The sequence below is a fragment of the Oceanobacillus sp. GQ8 genome (genome assembly GCF_059758495.1).
In genome coordinates this window covers 469,984-486,913 of the sequence record NZ_JCAXEV010000001.1, presented here as the reverse complement: position 1 = coordinate 486,913, position 16,930 = coordinate 469,984, and the positions used below count along the sequence as shown (strand labels likewise).

The window sequence follows — 16,930 nt, the reverse complement described above, 5'->3', positions numbered from 1 at the left end:
TCTATTTACAGAATATATGTTTTCCTATTTGCTTTATCTGTGGTCTTGTCCAGATCCAACTTGATGTAGCTGTGTCAGGATTAAAGTAATAAAGTGCATTACCAGTAGGGTCCCACCCATTTATAGCATCAAGCACTGCCTCTTTTGCCGTTTCATTCGGGGTTAACCAAATTTGTCCATCGGCTACAGCGGTGAATGCTCTAGGCTCAAAAATTACACCCGAAGCGTTATTTGGGAATGTAGGGCTTTCTACTCGGTTTAATATTACTGCGGCAACCGCTACTTGTCCGACATAGGGTTCCCCTCTAGCTTCCCCGTATACAGCATTGGCCAATAATTGGATGTCGTTCTGAGAATAACCCTGTGGGACATTTACTGATGTATTTCCTGTAGCAGGGGCATCTTCACTTTGGCCCCCTCCGCCTTGATTTGTTTGTTTCTTGTTATCCGTACCGCCATAATGTGTAAATTTATTACCCTGGTTTAACTGTTCTTTGACATATTGCTCATCATAATTACTTGCTTGTGCTAATTTATCCTTGGTGGACTGGCCGGCCAGCCCATCTACTTCCATGCCGAACTCATATTGGAAATTTCTTAATGCCCAATATGTTCCCCAGCCAAAGACACCGTCAATCTTGCCATTATAAAATCCTAAATATTGTAATCTAGCCTGCAATTCAATTACATCATCTCCCACTGCACCTTGTTGTATGACTTGAGAGCTAAAAGCATGTACCGGACTTTCCGGGTGAGTTGCTTGAAGCGTTACACATAAAATAGGTATCATAATAAAGAATAGGAACTTTTTATGCTTCATATGGTATCCTCCTGGTTATTTCATTATGTTGTAAACCTATTTTTTGAAGAAACCTACTTTTTATTCACCCTGTTTATACCAATATCTTTTTATAGGAGAAATAAAATAGGCTGATATAAAGTGAACCTTCAATCAGTGGGGGTTTTCATTCTTCCCCCACTGATTGTTAGTTGAACGAATCGGGGTGTTAGCGACCGTGTACTCCCACTTAAACACCACGGTTTCTCTTCTTGTTTTAAAGTGGGAGTCTTACGGACGGTTGTACCGGGATAAAAAATACCCCCTGTCAATTCACTGACAGAGGGTATTAGGCACCTTGCTTTTTTTTCTGAAACATCGTTAATGGTGCAGCTTCACTGGCTATTTTCACACGTCGTAGTCCAAGAATCCATAATAAGATCATAAAAGGGACTAAGAAGAGAAGCCAATTACCAGGAACGATGTTTAAGATATAATTATAGGTTCCATGGAGTAGAAACGGTATAATAAAAGCCATTGCAATGTTACGTTTCTTATGATGTTTGTTTGTTTTCGCCTTACCGAAATAATAGCCCATGATAACTCCTATAAGGGCGTGAGATGAGACAGGGAAAAGAGCTCTGCTCAGGGCATATCCTATTCCATTTGTAAACAAGTACAAAACATTTTCTACTGTGGCAAATCCTAGACTAATTGCCACGGCATAAACAATACCATCATAGTGTGCATCGAATTCAGAATGATGATAGATGGTATAAATAAATAAAAACCACTTAAAAAACTCTTCAGTTAAGGAGGTATATAGAAAAGATTCAACTAAATAATTATCTGTCAAGCCTTCTGTAGTAAGAACATATTGAATGAACATGATTGGGAACACAAGTAAACATCCAATAATAAATGTACGTATAAGTAATGGAAGGGGTTCTGAATAACGGTCTTTCAAATAGAAGAAAGACATGAGTGCGATGGCCGGTGCAATTCCAGCTGAAAATATAGCAAACATCAAACGGCCCCTTTCCTAATTTACTATCATTATGTTATCACTAAAGAAGGATAAAGAAAACAACATTTGTGAGGGAGAATAAAATGAAAAAGAAAATATTAATTATTCATACAGGCGGAACTATTTCTATGGTGGAGAATAAAACCACTGGGGAAGTTACAACAGCAACAAAACATCCATTATCAGAGCTAACTTACTATTTTAATCAATATGCTGATGTAGAGGAAATGACGGAGTTTTCTCTCCCATCCCCCCATATTGAACCAAGACACATGCTGCAACTTGCTAATCGAATAAAGGAAGAGCTCCCTTCCTACGAGGGGATCGTCGTGACACATGGAACAGATACATTAGAAGAAACCGCTTTTTTCCTTGATCTTATCGTTCATACTGATAAGCCAATCATTATAACAGGTGCCATGCGTTCAAGTAATGAAATCGGATCAGACGCACTATATAACTTAATAAGTTCCATTCGCGTTGCTAGTGATGGCAATGCAAGTAAAAAGGGAGTACTAGTAGTGATGAATGATGAGGTACATACTGCTAGAAATGTAACAAAGACTTCTACAAGTAATATTGCTACCTTCCAAAGTCCGCAATATGGTCCTCTTGGAATCATAACAAAGGATTCGATCATTTTTCATCACACGATTACTTCGCGATATTGCTATAATGTAGATGCAATTAATCAACGCGTTTATTTGCTAAAAGCATATGCAGGGATGGATAATGGTCTGTTAGAGGCTGTCTTAGCAGCAAGACCAGACGGATTAGTTATCGAGGCATTAGGCCAAGGTAATCTACCTAAAGAATCAGTTCCTTATTTAGCAAAGATTATGGAATCTCAGATACCTATTGTACTTGTTTCACGCTGTTTCCAGGGAATTGTTCAGCCGACTTATGGATATGAGGGTGGAGGACGTAAGTTAAAAGAAATGGGAGTTATCTTTTCTAATGGATTAACAGGTCCTAAAGCGCGAATTAAGTTGCAGATCGCATTGGAACAGAAGATGGACTTTACAAAACTAAAAGATATTTTTGAAAAGGAAAACTAAGAAACCGATTGGTTAAAGGAAACAAGGGCTGGGACGTTATGTCCTAGCCCTTGTTAAAACGCGAATCATAAGATAAGAAAAAAGAGTGCTTTTGTTGTTTAATTTTCTTTTGTCCCATCCACTACTCTACCAGTAATTATTCTGGCAATGTCCTCTCCGTGAAAGCGTCCATTTTCAATAAATAATTTATTATTATTATATCCTGCAGCTACAACGCCAGCTATAAACAAATTGTCTATATTGGTTTCATAGCTGTTTTCTTTGTAAGAAGGTGATCCTGTCGCGGCATCAACATGTATTCCAGCGCTATTTAGAAATTCTAAATCTGGCTTATAACCAGTCATAGCAAACACAAAATCGTTTTTAATTGTTTTTTCTTTTTCACCAACACGATAGCGAAGACTGTTTTCCTTAATCTCTACTATATTTGCGTTAAATTCCATCTTAACAATTCCTTTTCTTACCAGGGAATCAAATTCTGGTAAGATCCATGGTTTGATGCTCTTCGAATACTCTGCACCTCTGTATAATACTGTTACATTAGCTCCTGCTTTATGAAGCTCAAGTGTGGCATCTACTGCAGAGTTTTTGCCACCAATTACGACAACATCCTTTTTAAAATAAGGATGCCCTTCTTTAAAATAATGTGTAACTTTATTCAGCTTTTCACCTGGAATATTCATATAGTTAGGTTGATCATAATAGCCAGTTGCTATTATGACATAATCAGCCGAATAAGTATTTACCTGGTCACTACGTGTAATGGTGGACAGCTGAAATAAGCCTTCCTTTTTTGTAATTTCAGTAACTTTTTCAAAGGCATTAATTCGTAATTCTTCACGCATAGCCACAGATCTGTAATATGCAAGTGCCTCATTTCTAACAGGTTTTTGTTTTTCTGTAATAAATGGAATGTTTCCTATTTCTAGTTTCTCACTGGAACTAAAAAATGTTTGGTGTGTAGGAAACTGGTGAATCGTGTTTACAATATTTTCTTTTTCAATGATTAATGGGGTAAAACCCTCTTTTTTTAATTCCAAAGCACAGGATAAGCCACACGGCCCTCCCCCTACAATAATTACTTTTTCATGTTGCACAATATGCACTTCCTTTAGAAGAATTCTATCTCGCAGGCTGTTTACCGAAGATTTATTTAGTTAATCTTAATATCTAAGTTCCTCTTCAAGCAATAATAAACGTAAAAAAACTCCTATCTAATAATACAGGATAAGAGTTTTTTTGTCATACAATTGATTTCTCAGCAGGCCGTTAGACCCAACCGCGGAATCGTGATGCTTCCGCCATTTTCCTTACACCGACCATATAAGCAGCAAGACGCATGTCAATTCTTCTAGTCTCCGCTGTGTTATATATGGAATTAAATCCTTTAATCATAATTTCATGTAGCTTTTTATCAATTTCTTCTTCGGTCCAATAGTAACCTTGATTGTTTTGTACCCATTCAAAATAGGAAACAGTAACGCCACCAGCAGAAGCAAGCACATCGGGAACTAGTAAAATACCTCGTTCACTCAAAATCCTCGTTGCTTCCATTGTCGTTGGACCATTTGCAGCCTCGACGACAATACTAGCTTTGATTTTATGTGCATTGTGCTCTGTAATCTGATTTTCGACTGCTGCTGGTACAAGAATATCACAATCCAATTCTAATAAATCCTGATTGGAAATTGTATTATTAAAGAGTTTCGTTACGGAACCGAAGCTGTCTCTTCTATCGAGCAGATAATCAATGTCTAATCCATCAGGGTCATGCAACGCACCGTGTGCATCAGAGATTCCGACAACTTTTGCCCCTGCATCGTTAAGGAATTTCGCCAGGAAGCTCCCCGCGTTACCAAATCCCTGGACAACAACGCGAGCCCCTTCTACTTTAAGGCCCTTCTTTTTAGCAGCTTCATTAATACAAATTGTAACCCCTTTGGCTGTAGCAGATTCTCTTCCATGCGACCCACCAAGAACGATAGGTTTACCAGTAATGAAACCAGGACTATTGAATTCATCTATACGACTATACTCATCCATCATCCATGCCATAATTTGAGAGTTTGTAAAAACGTCAGGAGCAGGAATATCTTTAGTTGGTCCTACAATTTGGCTGATAGCACGTACATAGCCCCTACTAATCCCCTCTAACTCTCTAAAAGACATTTCTCGAGGATCACAGACAATGCCACCTTTACCACCACCATAAGGAAGATCTACAATACCCGCCTTCAAACTCATCCAAATGGAAAGAGCTTTCACTTCTGTCTCAGTGACATTTGGGTGGAACCTTACCCCGCCTTTTGTAGGTCCAACTGCATCATTATGTTGAGCCCGGTAACCTGTGAAAATTTTGATTGATCCATCATCCATTCGAACAGGAATACGAACCGTCATCATACGAATCGGTTCTTTTAGTAGTTCAAATACTTCATCAGGGTAACCCAACTTCTCCAATGCAGTTTTTACAACAGTTTGTGTGGAACTTAATACATCCGGTTTTTCATTACTTTCTCTGGTAGAATCTGCTGCGTTATCGGCTACCATGAATTTACCTCCTATAATATCTGTAAATAGTTTATAATAGCTGTTCTCAGAAATTAGTATACACGTTCATATCAAATATGCAATAAAGAATACGAGAAATATACTAATATTAAAAGATACTTTTTCTAGTTTTTATCTCCTACTGTTCGTTTAATAAATGTTTCTATCATAGAGTCATAATCAAGCCCAATAACCTTGGCAGCATCCGGAAATAGACTAGTTGGTGTCATACCCGGAAGTGTGTTTACTTCTAGAATTACAGGCTGATTTTCCTCTGTCAATATAAAATCTACTCGAGAATAGGTTTTACAGCCAAGTACGCTGTGAGCTTTAACAGCCAGCTCTTGGATAGTCTTGGATGTCTCGGAATCAATTTGTGCCGGGACAATATGTTCACTCCCACCAGCAGCATATTTAGACTCATAATCGTAATAAGCATTTTTCGGAATGATTTCAATAATTGGAAGTGCTTTCTCTCCAAGAACCGCTACTGTAATCTCTCTTCCTTGAATAAAATCTTCAACCAAAATCATATCATCACTCATCGCAGCACTGTTTAAACCATCTAATATTTGTTCTGGGTTTTCTACTATTGTCAAACCCAATGTAGATCCTTCACTATTTGGCTTAATAACAAACGGCACCTTAAATACTTGGTTAACTTCTTTTTCTACATCTTGCAAATTTGTCTTGTCTGTAATAGTATACACCTTACTTTTTGCTACAGGGATATCGTTCGATTCAAATATCTGCTTGGCCTTCGCTTTATCCATAGCAAGCGCAGATGCTAATACTCCTGATCCTACATAAGGCAAGCCTAGCATTTCCAGCAGTCCCTGGACACGCCCATCTTCCCCAAATTTCCCGTGAAGCCCGATAAATACAAGATCTACATTTAATTCAAGGATTTCTTCAAGCCTTTCAGGGTGAAAATCAATTCCTGTAACTTCATGCCCGTTGTTTTTCAGTGCTTGTATAATTCCTTTCCCTGAGGAGAGCGAAACTTCTCGTTCTCCTGAGGTCCCTCCATATAGTACAGCAATTTTCATTCCGTGCACTCCTTATCTCAGTTCTCTAGCAAAACCATATACTATCGTATCATTTTAAACAGTCATGTTCTATCATTTTTAATCTATATGGAAGGTTTTCATAATGTTTTTAACAGCATCTGCTACATAAATTTGCTTCCCATATTCAATTAAGCGGTAAGAAGTAATAATGCTCGGACTGGAGTACTCAGACATGATGGCAATTACGTCTTCTTTATCCATATCTTCCAGATCATCATCACTTAGAAGCATGTAATAGGTACCTTGCATAAAGTAAACCTGGCCGCCATTTATGCCGATTTGGCTCAAATAAGAAGCAACCTGAATGATGTTTTCAAAGTCTGAAAATGAAAAAATTAATTCTTTACTTTCATCCAGTGTCACTTTCATCTCAATAAAATCCTCATCCCAATCCATATTTTCAAATTTTTGTGTGACGATAACATGCATGCCTTGTGCCTGCATCAGATGAACTTGAACAAGAAGTTCACCTTCCAACTCAAAATCCAGTTCGGAACTCGCTTCGTACATCATATCACTAAACAGGTTCTGGACGCTTGTAGCATCATGCCACAGATTTTCTTTTGTAAACCCACGTTCAATCAAATCATCAAAAGTTAAAAAAATAGTGAACTGGTCATCAGACACTCTTTCTATGCGCATACAGCATCCTCCTCCAAATAATCATCTGTTTAAAGCGGTCTAATTATTATTCCCTTACAAAGCTCTTTCTCTATACTATATGCTTTTCGTTAGTATGTTGAACTTGACAGCCTCATTTTTCACTACTTTCAAGCTTTAGCCTAGGTATTCCAATCTGAGATATCAAAGAAATGTATTAGACCATCAACGGTAGATGGGTTTTAGCATTCTTTCTCTCGCAGAAAAAATAGGCATCTACCGTCGTGAAGTGTAGGGAAGCAACAGAATGCTCTAAAAAATTGTACCATTATTTTACCTTGGATTACCTATAGAACTTACAAATTTAACGCCTTGTCGTATTATTAGCTTGTGAAAAATAACATTATTTCATCCTGCCATATAAAATACACTCCTGCCAGGATACAAAATAAAAAGATAACAACAATTGTTAGCCTAAATAAAGACATACTCATTTTCAATTTAGGGCGCTTTGAGTTCTGATCATGTATTTCTTTTCTGGGAGGTAAGTTAAGTAGGTCCATCTCATCACCTTTGGGATGACTTTCTGTTTCTTCTCTTTCATTCGGTGCCATTGGTTCAACAGAATTCTCAAGTTCCACAAAAATCCTTCGAAGCTCGTCAGCCTGATCTTCTGTTTCTTTTGTATTATGCTTCACTGATTATTCCTCCCTTATAATAGCGAATGGTTACCCCCAATAAAAAATCAACAATAAAATGTGCCGTAATAGTTACAAACAAATTCCCGGTTTGTTCGAATAAATAACCAATATAAAAACTAATCATTAGAACAGAAGCCAGGAGAACAGGCTTTTTCAAATAACGTATATGGACGATTGCAAAGAAGACACTTGCAATAACATATCCAAATGAGGTCTGAATGACACCTCTAAATAATATTTCTTCACTCCCAGCAACAAGCAAGGAAAGGAAAAAAATAAAGGAGACTGGCTGCCCCTTAAATAGTTTTTCATTAACCCCACCGTCGTCGAAGGTAGACTTCGGTAAGAAGCGCATCAAAATAACATCAATTAAGACGATTATAATACCAGGCAATAGTCCAAAATAAAAAATCTCTTTTGGGTTCCAATTAAAGTATCGGAGCCAATCCCCTATTGAATCGAATAATAACAAACTTAATACAATACTAGCAGCAAGGAGAAGACCTTGTGAAAGTATAACTTGCTTTCTTAGTTCTCTATCAGTCATTTCTAATATAATTTCTCTTTGACTCATTGCACATCCACCAAAAGGAGTTTTTTAAGTTTTTCTTCCCAAGAGTATGCCTTCTCTCGTTGGTGTGTTAGCTGTTCAGGTTGCCAATCTTTCCAAGAAAAACCACAATTACTGCAACACTGATCGACTGGTTCAGTATACGACGGCTGGAAATCTTGATAAAGCTTTTTCCGGAGACAACCCGTGTGATAAACCCACTTAATGACGGACTGTAGTTGCTTGTCCTTCTTCATTAATCGCTCCTCACACCTATTGCTAATAGCAAGAAAAGCTTCTTTCCATAATAGTTGATCATACATTATAACGTAGTTTTCTTTAAGGATATCATGTTTTTCAAGTTGATACTGTAAAAAACGCCACTTTGATTCGGAAACTTGAAACACCGCTAAATTCTCTTGATCTGTAGTGGGAAGCGATCGACCTTGATCATACATCGCTTTTAATTGGCGGAACACGGTAGTTATTTCATTTTTGGTTGGCAGTTCACCTTTTATTATATTCTTTGGTAAAAAAACATCACTTTCGGAAAATAACAATAGGCCCACACTCGATTTATTATCGCGTCCTGCTCTCCCAACCTCTTGTATATAGGCTTCCAGCTGTGGCGTTAAATGGTAATGTATGATCAACCGAACGTCTTTTTTATTTATCCCCATTCCAAAGGCGCTTGTGCAACAAATGGCATCTAACTGACCATTCATAAATTGTTGTTGGATTATAATTCGGTCTTGTGACTCCATTCCACCATGATAAAATGCAACGCGACGATCTGTTTGTAAACTAAGAAGAGCCGATATATTTTCTGCCTCTAACCGGCTGGAAAAGTATATAATAGTCGGAACATAATAAGCTTTTAACAACGACACAATTTTCTCCTGTTTTTCCTTGTCACCAGATAAGTGTTCAACATTAAACGTAATGTTCGGTTTGTCAATTGGATAGATATGTTTTATCATATTCGGTTTATTCAAATATGATAAAATATCCTGCTGAACATTTGTCGTGGCAGTAGCACTTAACGCTAGTACAGTTGGGTGGTCCAAAAAGGTAATTATTTTTTTAAGTTTCAAATAGTCTGGTCTAAATTCATGCCCCCATTGCGAGATACAATGGGCTTCGTCGACAACGAAAAGATCTACTCCTACCAGCTTTAATTTTCGCTGAACATCTGGTCGCTGAAGCAATTCTGGAGATATATATATTAATTTATACCGATGTAATGTATTCCATATTTCCCTCCGTTCCTTCGTGTCCATGAAACTATTGATGGCAACAACACCTTTTATATTTATTGCCTTTAATTGTTTTACTTGATCCATCATAAGTGAAATTAACGGTGAGACAACTATTGTTACACCTTTCAAAAGCATTGCCGGCAATTGATAACAGATAGACTTACCAGATCCGGTTGGAAGTACTCCTAATACATCGTTACCTGACATAGTATCCTCAATAATTTCCCGTTGACCTGGACGAAAAGCTTGATAGCCAAAATACGTATCAAGCCCCTTTTCTAAGTTAATTGTAGACATTATTATCACCCGTTTGCTCTACATAATCGATTCCTGCCATAAATAGCCGTATTTGAAAATATGTAGTATCTAATTCTGTTAGTCCTTTAATTTCCTTTAATTTATTAGAAGATGCTTTTTCAGTCGCTGCTAAAATGTCCTTCTGAATATCGGTAGGAACATAGCGCTCAATAGGAAAGTCCATTTGATAAAGCGCAATCTCCACAAGGTGATCCTGAATTGTATTAATACGTAAATTGCGTACCAATGCAATATTTTCAATGGAGTAGTCTTTCTCAAGTAACTGGTAAGTCTTATAAGCAGATTCTGTCATAAGACGTTTATTGTTTCCTTCTTCTATCATCTGATAAAGCAACGGGAAAGATGCTTTATTTTCCAAGATTTGGTGAGCCATTTTATGAGAAATACCATTTAGGAGTATCTGTACATCTTCTATAGTCATATCATAATTTTTAGCTAATTGCTCCCAGCTCATGCCATAGTACTGGTGTCCACTTAACCTGTCAACAAAAATGCTGGCTTCCTTTTCTTTAATACTCTGGAGTAATGGTAAAAGTTCGCTATGTAATTCGTTCAGGTAAATAGAAATTCGTTCTTTATTTAACCTATATTGTTCTTTCACCCAGTTTTCAACCAAGGGATTGTCCAGTACCGGAATAAAAGAGAAATGTTTCATCCCTACATTAGAAAACGTTTGGACAAGCAGGATTAATCGTTCAAGAAATAACACTGCACTGCTTTTGAACTTTAAGCCGTTAAAATAATGTAGTGGCAGCTGCTCTTTAATTTCTTGAAGCCATGCTTCCCCTTGGTTGGTTAATTCAAGCGTAAGCGAAGTATGATCCCGTATTATAAACCCTTCCTCATGTAATTCTTTAAGTATTCGATCGTAAACAGTTCGTTCTAATTTTCTGTGGACACCGTAATATTTTGTTAGGTGATACAGATGAATATCTTGTACTGTTTGCACAGACTTTTTTCCTGTAAGGATGTGGAAGGTTGCTGATTCTGTTCTTTCCACAGATAACGTTTTACAGCATAATAGCACGATTCCTTTGAGCAGCATCATTTCTCCTCCTCTCTTCTACCTGTAAGGAATATATAATTCTATTATAAAGAATGGTAACATGAAAAGAAAGATAAGCTGTTGTTATTGAGATTAGAAGGAATCCGTTTATAATGGATTAATGATTGAGTATAAGACCAATTTGGAGGTGGAGTAGTGCCAAAGTACACCATTGTAGATATTGAAACGTGTATTGCTTGTGGTGCGTGCGGTGCGGCTGCACCAGAAATATATGATTACGATGACGAAGGAATTGCATATGTAAGACTGGACGATAACAAGGGAATGATCGAGGTAAATCCTGAATTAGAAGAAGACATGCTTGATGCATTTGAAGGTTGTCCAACGGATTCAGTAAAAGTATCTTCACAGCCTTTCAACGGCGACCCCTTAAAATATGAAGAGGATTAAACTTTGTTATACCAAAATAAATCATATTTCCATATTTGACAAGGCTACCATAATGTTAGCTTATACCCACCATACCATTTTTTGTGCCGAGCGAATAGTTATATCAGATTCGCTCGGCTCCTATCTTACCTGGAACATTAATGAAGCATAATCGGGTTCACAGCATCAGGAACTCGCAGTGGTTCTGATACATCATAATAACCTACTCTGTCACCTGAGATATTATTTATCTTTACAAATTTATACCCAAAACTCTTTGCAGTCATTAAGATTGCCTCCACCATGATGGTACCAGTACGACTATCCTCTATGGCGATCTCGTTTTCTAACGATATATCGAGCTGCTCACCTTGTGTGACGACTGAGAATTCCATTTCATCTGGAACAGTCGGAAAAACATTATAGTCTTCCTCCCCTATTTGCATCTCTGCAAGTGCTTCCTCTATTGTTGTATATTCATCGAGAGGTACCTCGACAAGCAAATTATTTTGTTCGTTGCTATATAGTTTATAGGCAGTTTTCGTTTTATTTAAAGCCAATTCATGAATGGTACCAAATTGACCGAAGTCTATCCCCTCAGTATTATTAAAAACAGCTTTTTCAATACCATATGGCGAGAACATAGAACGTAACTGGTCTTCAAACATATTGGGCACAGTAGAGCCTTCACTAATACTAAAACCTTTTGGTAGCTCTAAAATCACTTCTTTATTTCCCTCATCTAATTTAAACGATACCCCTTTGAATAAATAATTTGAACTAATCGGAACATATTCCTTTAAATAGTTCTCTAGCTGGTTATAATATATTTCTTTTGAGTTGTCTTCTGGAGCAATAAAAGAAACAGGGATGACAAACTGCAATTGTGGGTCACTTGTTACACCATGGATGACCATAGATTGCTCGTTCGTCTGTTGCACAAACATTCCCACCTGATTAGAAGATTCCATATTTCCATTCGATTGGGCGGCATTTTCTTGGTCCGCGCTTTTCTCTATTAATGTTTCTTCTTCTGTAGCGTACTCCATCGCATCCTGTTGCGTACTGTTCTCTTTTAAGACATTGGTGTTCGTGTAGTAAAGGAAAGAAATAAAAACCAAAACGGTTGTCGCAAGCAGGGTACTGGCGAGAGGTATCCATCTCTTTCTATGCTTATATTGTTTTGTAGGTTCACCCTGCTTCATTTGAGCAAAGACCTGTTGTCTAATTGCTTCTTTATCACGCCTATCTGTAAATGTTGGAAATTGTGAAAGCTGTTCAGTAATGTCGTCATACTTCTGCTTGTTAGAATCCATTAGATGCCCCTCCTTTCTCCTGCTCTTCGATAATGTGTTTTCTTAATAACTTAAGCCCTCTGTGTTGAGTTGTTTTCACCTTGCTAACAGTGAAATTTAAAATAGCTGCAGTCTCCTGGATAGAAAATGACTGGATATATCTAAGGATGAGAACACTTTTTTGATCAACTGTGCAAAAATCAAGGTATGTATATAAATTTTTAATTTCTTCAGTTTTAATTGCCATTTCTTCAGGTAGTGGACGCTCATCCTTTATAAAATGGCTTTTCTCACCCCAATCAAAATAATCAGCGATTCGATCTCGGGTACGTTTCTTCCTACGAAAATGATCGAGACTTACATGTCTAGCAATGGAAAAAAGCCATGTCTTAATACTGCTATCTCCCCTAAACCGTTCAGAAGATTTAAGTACCTTCAAGTAGACCTCCTGCACTAAGTCTTCTGTTACCTGCTTATCTTTTACCATATAAAATATAAATTGATACAAATCTTGATGGTATTGATCATAAATTTTATCAAAAACGACCTTCATGCAAGATCCCCCGTTCTAATAGATAGTCGTTTGTCTCTTTAAAAAGTTACAGTCTAGGTACACTATATGTCAGTATGTTGGATTTTAGCAAGTCCATCTGTAATTAGGTTTTATAAGGGGGTCTTAAAATTAAAAATGATCCACTTTAATAGGGATCATTTTCGATAGTAAATTAAAATTCCATAAATAAAATTTACCAATTTAAGTGATAAGTTTATTTTTGTAGTGTTTAAATAGGTAGTAAAAGACCGGGTAAAACAACATGATAAACAAAGCATTTCCAATAGCATGCTGAGTGTCAAAAGGTAACCCCGCAATATAATACGGCCAAAAATGTCCACTAATTTGATAATTAGTCAGGGAAATAATGAACCCATATAGAAATCCAGAGAATGCAGCATAAATGGCGATAATGAAAAGTGGCGCTCTTCTTAGTTGCTTCCTAAAAAGCCCGCTAACGAGGCCGATGAGTCCCCAAGATATCAACTGCCAAATAGCCCAGATCCCCATCCCAAGAAGCATGTTAGAAAGAAAGGTCACCAATATTGTTAGGATCAGCGCAGAAGCTGGTCCGAGCATTAAGCCACATATAATGATAAGTGCAGTAACTGGTTGAACATTAGGCAGGAATGCGAATACATACCTGCCTAATACTGCCAATGAAGCCAGCAACGCCAATAAAGTAAGCTTATAACTATTCACTTACATTATTTCCATTTTTGAAAATCAAGAATGACTTCATCACCAGCTTGTAATTCATACTCGGCTGCACCTACATTAGGAGATTCACCATTTACGGTATAGATCCAGGCTCTTTCTTCATCATCATCTGAAGAAACGCGTTCAATTGACGTTATAAATTTGCCAGTATCATCCGTTTCTACATAGAAATTCTCCTCCAATACATCTAAAAGAAGATCCCCTTCTTCGACTGGTATTTCCTTTTCATGGATATATTCCTCACCCTGGTCTTTCGTTAACGTAATTCTTACCGTGTCTTCGTTTTGTTCAGAGGACTGATTGCTCTCTACTTGGTCAGAGTTTGACTCTGGTGCGGTCTCTTGATTCGTTCCTGAACCACAAGCTGTAAGTAGTACAAAAAAAAGTAAGATAGCCCCTGTTTTCCATAGTATTTTATGCATCCTATCTCCTCCACTTCTTATCTAATATTTATTTAGATTAGCTACTCCGTTTATGTGGCAATCGTATGGTAAATGAAGTTCCTTCGTTTATCTTGCTTTTAACTGTAATAATTCCATGGTGAGAATCAATGATATTTTTCGCTATAGCAAGCCCTAAACCAGTGCCTTTCTTTTTGTCATTACGAGCTCTGGATTTATCTGCTTTATAAAACCTTTCAAAGATAAATGGTAGATCATCTTCGGGAATACCACTTCCACTATCTTTAATCTCGATAGAAAGCTCACTATTATCATTGCTGGCATATACGGTAACATGTCCCTCTTCACAGGTATGCCTGATTGCATTATCTATCAGATTGATCAATACTTGTTCCATACGATCAGGATCAAATCGTGCTGTTTGCTTTACTATGTTGTATTTTAATTCAATACGTATTTTTCCTTCCGTTGCCAACCCACTAAACTTCTTCACTATCCGTTTAAGGTATGGCTCTACCTCAACCTCTTCCACTTGAAGCTGCTGGTGTCCTGCTTCCATCCTTGCAAGGTCAAGCAATTCGTTTACCAGCCTACCCATTCGTAATGATTCTTCATGAATAATTTGGCCAAGCTCATTTTTTTGTTCCTTCGTTTCAGCTATATCATCGACAATTGCTTCACTATAACCTTGAAGCATCGATATTGGAGTTCTTAATTCATGCGATACATTTGCAATAAAATCTTTACGCAATTTATCCAGGCGCCTCTCCTCCGTCATATCCCGAATTACCGCAACAGCACCTCTAACAAATGTTTGATCATATAAGGGTGTCATTAACATTACCCAGTTCCGCCCCTGAAGACTAATTTCATGAAGTACTTCTGTTTCTCCTTCAATAACTTGCAACAAGATTTGGTTTAGCTCATCCGGTAGCTTTCGATCCTCACTACTAACTGCTCGGTTATTCTCGTAATACAAGCTTTCAATAAATCTTTCGGCTGGTCTATTGGTTACGATCATATCTCCATTTCGATTTAAAGTGATGACACCATCCGCCATCGAGCTTACAATACTTGAGAGCTGTTCTTTCTCTTGTCTTAATGCATTAATATGGAATTTCAATTGTCTTCCCATACGGTTAAAGGCCAACGCAAGCTCCCCTATTTCATCATGGGTTAGAATAGGAACTTTCGTGTCAAACTCCCCTCTTGTCAAATCAAAAGCAGCCTCTCGCATTTTAATTAGCGGTGAAGTAATTCTTGTAGAGAGGAAGAAAGCAAAAATAACAGTCAGGATAATCGCGATTCCTGCTGCAAGAAAGATAATCTTCGTAGTTTCTGCTTTCGTTTGATCAATAACGTCAAGTGACTGGTATACAAAGATAGCTCCTTGGTTATCTGGAGTGGGGATGCCAACAATCATTGCTTCTGTATTACCATCAGGCAACAGCATTTGCTTGCGAATTTCATTATTACTTTCAAGTTCCTCTAATAACTTCTCTTTTTGCAGCCATGTTTCCTCAAGTCTTGATAAGTTATCATCTCCACCTTTGGATACCCATACATCACTATCTTCGTATAAAATAGCTACACGACTAGCAGGATCTTTAACTCTTTCCGTCGTTTCCGCAATCAAGTCTCTGCTCTCATGCTGTTCAAGTAGTACCGATACCTTTGTAGCTGTCTGTAACATGTCGCTTTCTGCAGATTCAATATGAAAGTTTTCAAAGAACTGCAACAGCAAAATTGTTAAAATAAATAGAACAAAGGAAACAAGTAAAAGTATAGTTATTGCAAGCTTACCAACGACACTTTTCCAAAACATTAGCTTTCTTCTACCTCGAACTTATAGCCTACTCCCCATACTGTTACGATCATTTTTGCTGCTTCAGAAGAAACCGTATTGAGCTTTTCCCTTAACCGCTTAACATGTGTATCAACAGTCCGTAAATCACCGAAAAATTCATATTGCCATACTTCCTTTAAAAGGTGCTCTCTATTAAACACTTTGTCCGGTGATTTTGCTAGGAAGCATAATAATTCATACTCTTTCGGTGTCAAGTTGACTTCCTGTCCCTCAGCCATGACACGGTGTGCATCATCATCAATTTCTAGATGTGGGAATACCAATACATTTTTTGCAGCTCCGTTTCCTTGGTTAACAGATGAAGGTGATACTCTGCGTAATAATGCCTTTACCCTGAGCACTACTTCTCTTGGGCTGAATGGCTTGACGATATAGTCGTCAGCACCAATTTCAAATCCTTGGACTCGATTCGCTTCTTCCCCTTTAGCAGTAAGCATAATGACAGGGGTGGATTTTTCTTTTCTTAACTCCTGACATACTTCTATTCCATCCATTTCTGGCATCATAATGTCGAGCAAAATAACATCATATTCATTGGAAAGAGATAATTCAAGTGCGTCTTTACCATTGTCAGCTTCTTCTACTTCATACTCTTCACGTTCCAAATACATCCTGATTAATCTGCGAATACGTTCTTCATCATCTACTATTAATACCTTTCCAAGTGGCATTTGGTCAGTCCCCCTATCAAATTATTAACTTTAAGTATAAACATAGTTTGCACGTATCTCATATTGGTTGTATAAAT

The 16,930-nt window shown here is 37.5% G+C and carries 18 protein-coding genes; 2 read left to right on the top strand and 16 right to left on the bottom strand.

Features of this window, described 5'->3' with window-relative positions; translation table 11 throughout:
- Position 1: 1 nt before the first annotated feature.
- Together sleB and prsW are read right to left on the bottom strand one after the other, a co-directional pair.
- A complete protein-coding gene (sleB, locus tag AC6CHS_RS02595) occupies positions 2-790 on the bottom strand; it encodes a spore cortex-lytic enzyme (RefSeq protein WP_498234549.1) in 789 nt (262 codons plus the stop codon).
- Between the two features lie 337 nt (positions 791-1,127).
- The gene (gene prsW, locus AC6CHS_RS02590) at positions 1,128-1,805 is read right to left on the bottom strand and encodes a glutamic-type intramembrane protease PrsW (RefSeq protein ID WP_498233891.1); all 678 of its coding nucleotides are present in this window, start codon (positions 1,803-1,805) and stop codon (positions 1,128-1,130) included.
- A gap of 83 nt (positions 1,806-1,888) precedes the next feature.
- Here prsW and AC6CHS_RS02585 point away from each other — a divergent pair, with 83 nt between their 5' ends.
- Positions 1,889-2,863, top strand: a complete 975-nt coding sequence (locus AC6CHS_RS02585) for an asparaginase (protein WP_498233889.1) — start codon at positions 1,889-1,891, stop codon at positions 2,861-2,863.
- Between the two features lie 98 nt (positions 2,864-2,961).
- Here the strand turns inward: AC6CHS_RS02585 and AC6CHS_RS02580 are convergent, their stop codons facing one another.
- From AC6CHS_RS02580 to AC6CHS_RS02545, 8 genes are all read right to left on the bottom strand, one after another.
- Complete coding sequence (locus AC6CHS_RS02580; protein WP_498233888.1) at positions 2,962-3,960, bottom strand: YpdA family putative bacillithiol disulfide reductase; 999 nt, start codon at positions 3,958-3,960, stop codon at positions 2,962-2,964.
- Positions 3,961-4,132: 172 nt separating this feature from the next.
- Complete coding sequence (locus tag AC6CHS_RS02575) at positions 4,133-5,413, bottom strand: Glu/Leu/Phe/Val family dehydrogenase (protein ID WP_498233886.1); 1,281 nt, start codon at positions 5,411-5,413, stop codon at positions 4,133-4,135.
- A gap of 125 nt (positions 5,414-5,538) precedes the next feature.
- A complete protein-coding gene (locus AC6CHS_RS02570; RefSeq protein ID WP_498233884.1) occupies positions 5,539-6,462 on the bottom strand; it encodes a D-alanine--D-alanine ligase in 924 nt (307 codons plus the stop codon).
- A 78-nt stretch (positions 6,463-6,540) separates the two neighbouring features.
- A complete protein-coding gene (locus tag AC6CHS_RS02565) occupies positions 6,541-7,125 on the bottom strand; it encodes a genetic competence negative regulator (protein ID WP_106896833.1) in 585 nt (194 codons plus the stop codon).
- Positions 7,126-7,466: 341 nt separating this feature from the next.
- Positions 7,467-7,781 (bottom strand): hypothetical protein, encoded by a 315-nt coding sequence (locus tag AC6CHS_RS02560; RefSeq protein ID WP_498233883.1) that lies wholly within the window; start codon positions 7,779-7,781, stop codon positions 7,467-7,469.
- Positions 7,771-8,358 (bottom strand): CPBP family intramembrane glutamic endopeptidase, encoded by a 588-nt coding sequence (locus AC6CHS_RS02555; RefSeq protein WP_498233882.1) that lies wholly within the window; start codon positions 8,356-8,358, stop codon positions 7,771-7,773. The genes AC6CHS_RS02560 and AC6CHS_RS02555 overlap by 11 nt, the downstream gene beginning before the upstream one ends.
- Positions 8,355-9,890 (bottom strand): RecQ family ATP-dependent DNA helicase, encoded by a 1,536-nt coding sequence (locus AC6CHS_RS02550; protein WP_498233881.1) that lies wholly within the window; start codon positions 9,888-9,890, stop codon positions 8,355-8,357. Before AC6CHS_RS02550 ends, AC6CHS_RS02555 begins: the two co-directional genes overlap by 4 nt.
- The gene (locus tag AC6CHS_RS02545) at positions 9,877-10,956 is read right to left on the bottom strand and encodes a YpbB family protein (protein WP_498233879.1); all 1,080 of its coding nucleotides are present in this window, start codon (positions 10,954-10,956) and stop codon (positions 9,877-9,879) included. Before AC6CHS_RS02545 ends, AC6CHS_RS02550 begins: the two co-directional genes overlap by 14 nt.
- Before the next feature lie 156 nt (positions 10,957-11,112).
- Here AC6CHS_RS02545 and AC6CHS_RS02540 point away from each other — a divergent pair, with 156 nt between their 5' ends.
- The gene (locus AC6CHS_RS02540) at positions 11,113-11,367 is read left to right on the top strand and encodes a ferredoxin (RefSeq protein ID WP_498233878.1); all 255 of its coding nucleotides are present in this window, start codon (positions 11,113-11,115) and stop codon (positions 11,365-11,367) included.
- Between the two features lie 137 nt (positions 11,368-11,504).
- Here AC6CHS_RS02540 and AC6CHS_RS02535 read toward each other — a convergent pair whose 3' ends face one another.
- From AC6CHS_RS02535 to AC6CHS_RS02510, 6 genes are all read right to left on the bottom strand, one after another.
- Positions 11,505-12,662 (bottom strand): RsiX family anti-sigma factor, encoded by a 1,158-nt coding sequence (locus tag AC6CHS_RS02535; RefSeq protein ID WP_498233876.1) that lies wholly within the window; start codon positions 12,660-12,662, stop codon positions 11,505-11,507.
- Positions 12,652-13,194 (bottom strand): RNA polymerase sigma factor SigX, encoded by a 543-nt coding sequence (locus tag AC6CHS_RS02530; protein WP_498233874.1) that lies wholly within the window; start codon positions 13,192-13,194, stop codon positions 12,652-12,654. Before AC6CHS_RS02530 ends, AC6CHS_RS02535 begins: the two co-directional genes overlap by 11 nt.
- A gap of 201 nt (positions 13,195-13,395) precedes the next feature.
- Positions 13,396-13,896, bottom strand: a complete 501-nt coding sequence (locus tag AC6CHS_RS02525; RefSeq protein WP_498233873.1) for an ECF transporter S component — start codon at positions 13,894-13,896, stop codon at positions 13,396-13,398.
- A 5-nt stretch (positions 13,897-13,901) separates the two neighbouring features.
- Positions 13,902-14,336 (bottom strand): DUF4430 domain-containing protein, encoded by a 435-nt coding sequence (locus tag AC6CHS_RS02520; RefSeq protein WP_498233871.1) that lies wholly within the window; start codon positions 14,334-14,336, stop codon positions 13,902-13,904.
- Positions 14,337-14,373: 37 nt separating this feature from the next.
- Complete coding sequence (locus AC6CHS_RS02515) at positions 14,374-16,140, bottom strand: ATP-binding protein (protein WP_498233869.1); 1,767 nt, start codon at positions 16,138-16,140, stop codon at positions 14,374-14,376.
- Positions 16,140-16,853: a response regulator transcription factor gene (locus AC6CHS_RS02510; RefSeq protein ID WP_498233867.1), complete on the bottom strand. Its 714-nt coding sequence runs from the start codon at positions 16,851-16,853 to the stop codon at positions 16,140-16,142. Before AC6CHS_RS02510 ends, AC6CHS_RS02515 begins: the two co-directional genes overlap by 1 nt.
- Between the last annotated feature and the right edge of the window lie 77 nt (positions 16,854-16,930).

What these genes read in the sequence shown, in the direction of transcription:
- sleB (WP_498234549.1), bottom strand. Translation starts at nt 790, where the DNA reads ATGATACCTATTTTATGTGTAACGCTTCAAGCAACTCACCCGGAAAGT.
- prsW (WP_498233891.1), bottom strand. Translation starts at nt 1,805, where the DNA reads ATGTTTGCTATATTTTCAGCTGGAATTGCACCGGCCATCGCACTCATG.
- AC6CHS_RS02585 (WP_498233889.1), top strand. Translation starts at nt 1,889, where the DNA reads ATGAAAAAGAAAATATTAATTATTCATACAGGCGGAACTATTTCTATG.
- AC6CHS_RS02575 (WP_498233886.1), bottom strand. Translation starts at nt 5,413, where the DNA reads ATGGTAGCCGATAACGCAGCAGATTCTACCAGAGAAAGTAATGAAAAA.
- AC6CHS_RS02570 (WP_498233884.1), bottom strand. Translation starts at nt 6,462, where the DNA reads ATGAAAATTGCTGTACTATATGGAGGGACCTCAGGAGAACGAGAAGTT.
- AC6CHS_RS02565 (WP_106896833.1), bottom strand. Translation starts at nt 7,125, where the DNA reads ATGCGCATAGAAAGAGTGTCTGATGACCAGTTCACTATTTTTTTAACT.
- AC6CHS_RS02555 (WP_498233882.1), bottom strand. Translation starts at nt 8,358, where the DNA reads ATGAGTCAAAGAGAAATTATATTAGAAATGACTGATAGAGAACTAAGA.
- AC6CHS_RS02550 (WP_498233881.1), bottom strand. Translation starts at nt 9,890, where the DNA reads ATGTCTACAATTAACTTAGAAAAGGGGCTTGATACGTATTTTGGCTAT.
- AC6CHS_RS02545 (WP_498233879.1), bottom strand. Translation starts at nt 10,956, where the DNA reads ATGCTGCTCAAAGGAATCGTGCTATTATGCTGTAAAACGTTATCTGTG.
- AC6CHS_RS02535 (WP_498233876.1), bottom strand. Translation starts at nt 12,662, where the DNA reads ATGGATTCTAACAAGCAGAAGTATGACGACATTACTGAACAGCTTTCA.
- AC6CHS_RS02530 (WP_498233874.1), bottom strand. Translation starts at nt 13,194, where the DNA reads ATGAAGGTCGTTTTTGATAAAATTTATGATCAATACCATCAAGATTTG.
- AC6CHS_RS02520 (WP_498233871.1), bottom strand. Translation starts at nt 14,336, where the DNA reads ATGCATAAAATACTATGGAAAACAGGGGCTATCTTACTTTTTTTTGTA.
- AC6CHS_RS02515 (WP_498233869.1), bottom strand. Translation starts at nt 16,140, where the DNA reads ATGTTTTGGAAAAGTGTCGTTGGTAAGCTTGCAATAACTATACTTTTA.
- AC6CHS_RS02510 (WP_498233867.1), bottom strand. Translation starts at nt 16,853, where the DNA reads ATGCCACTTGGAAAGGTATTAATAGTAGATGATGAAGAACGTATTCGC.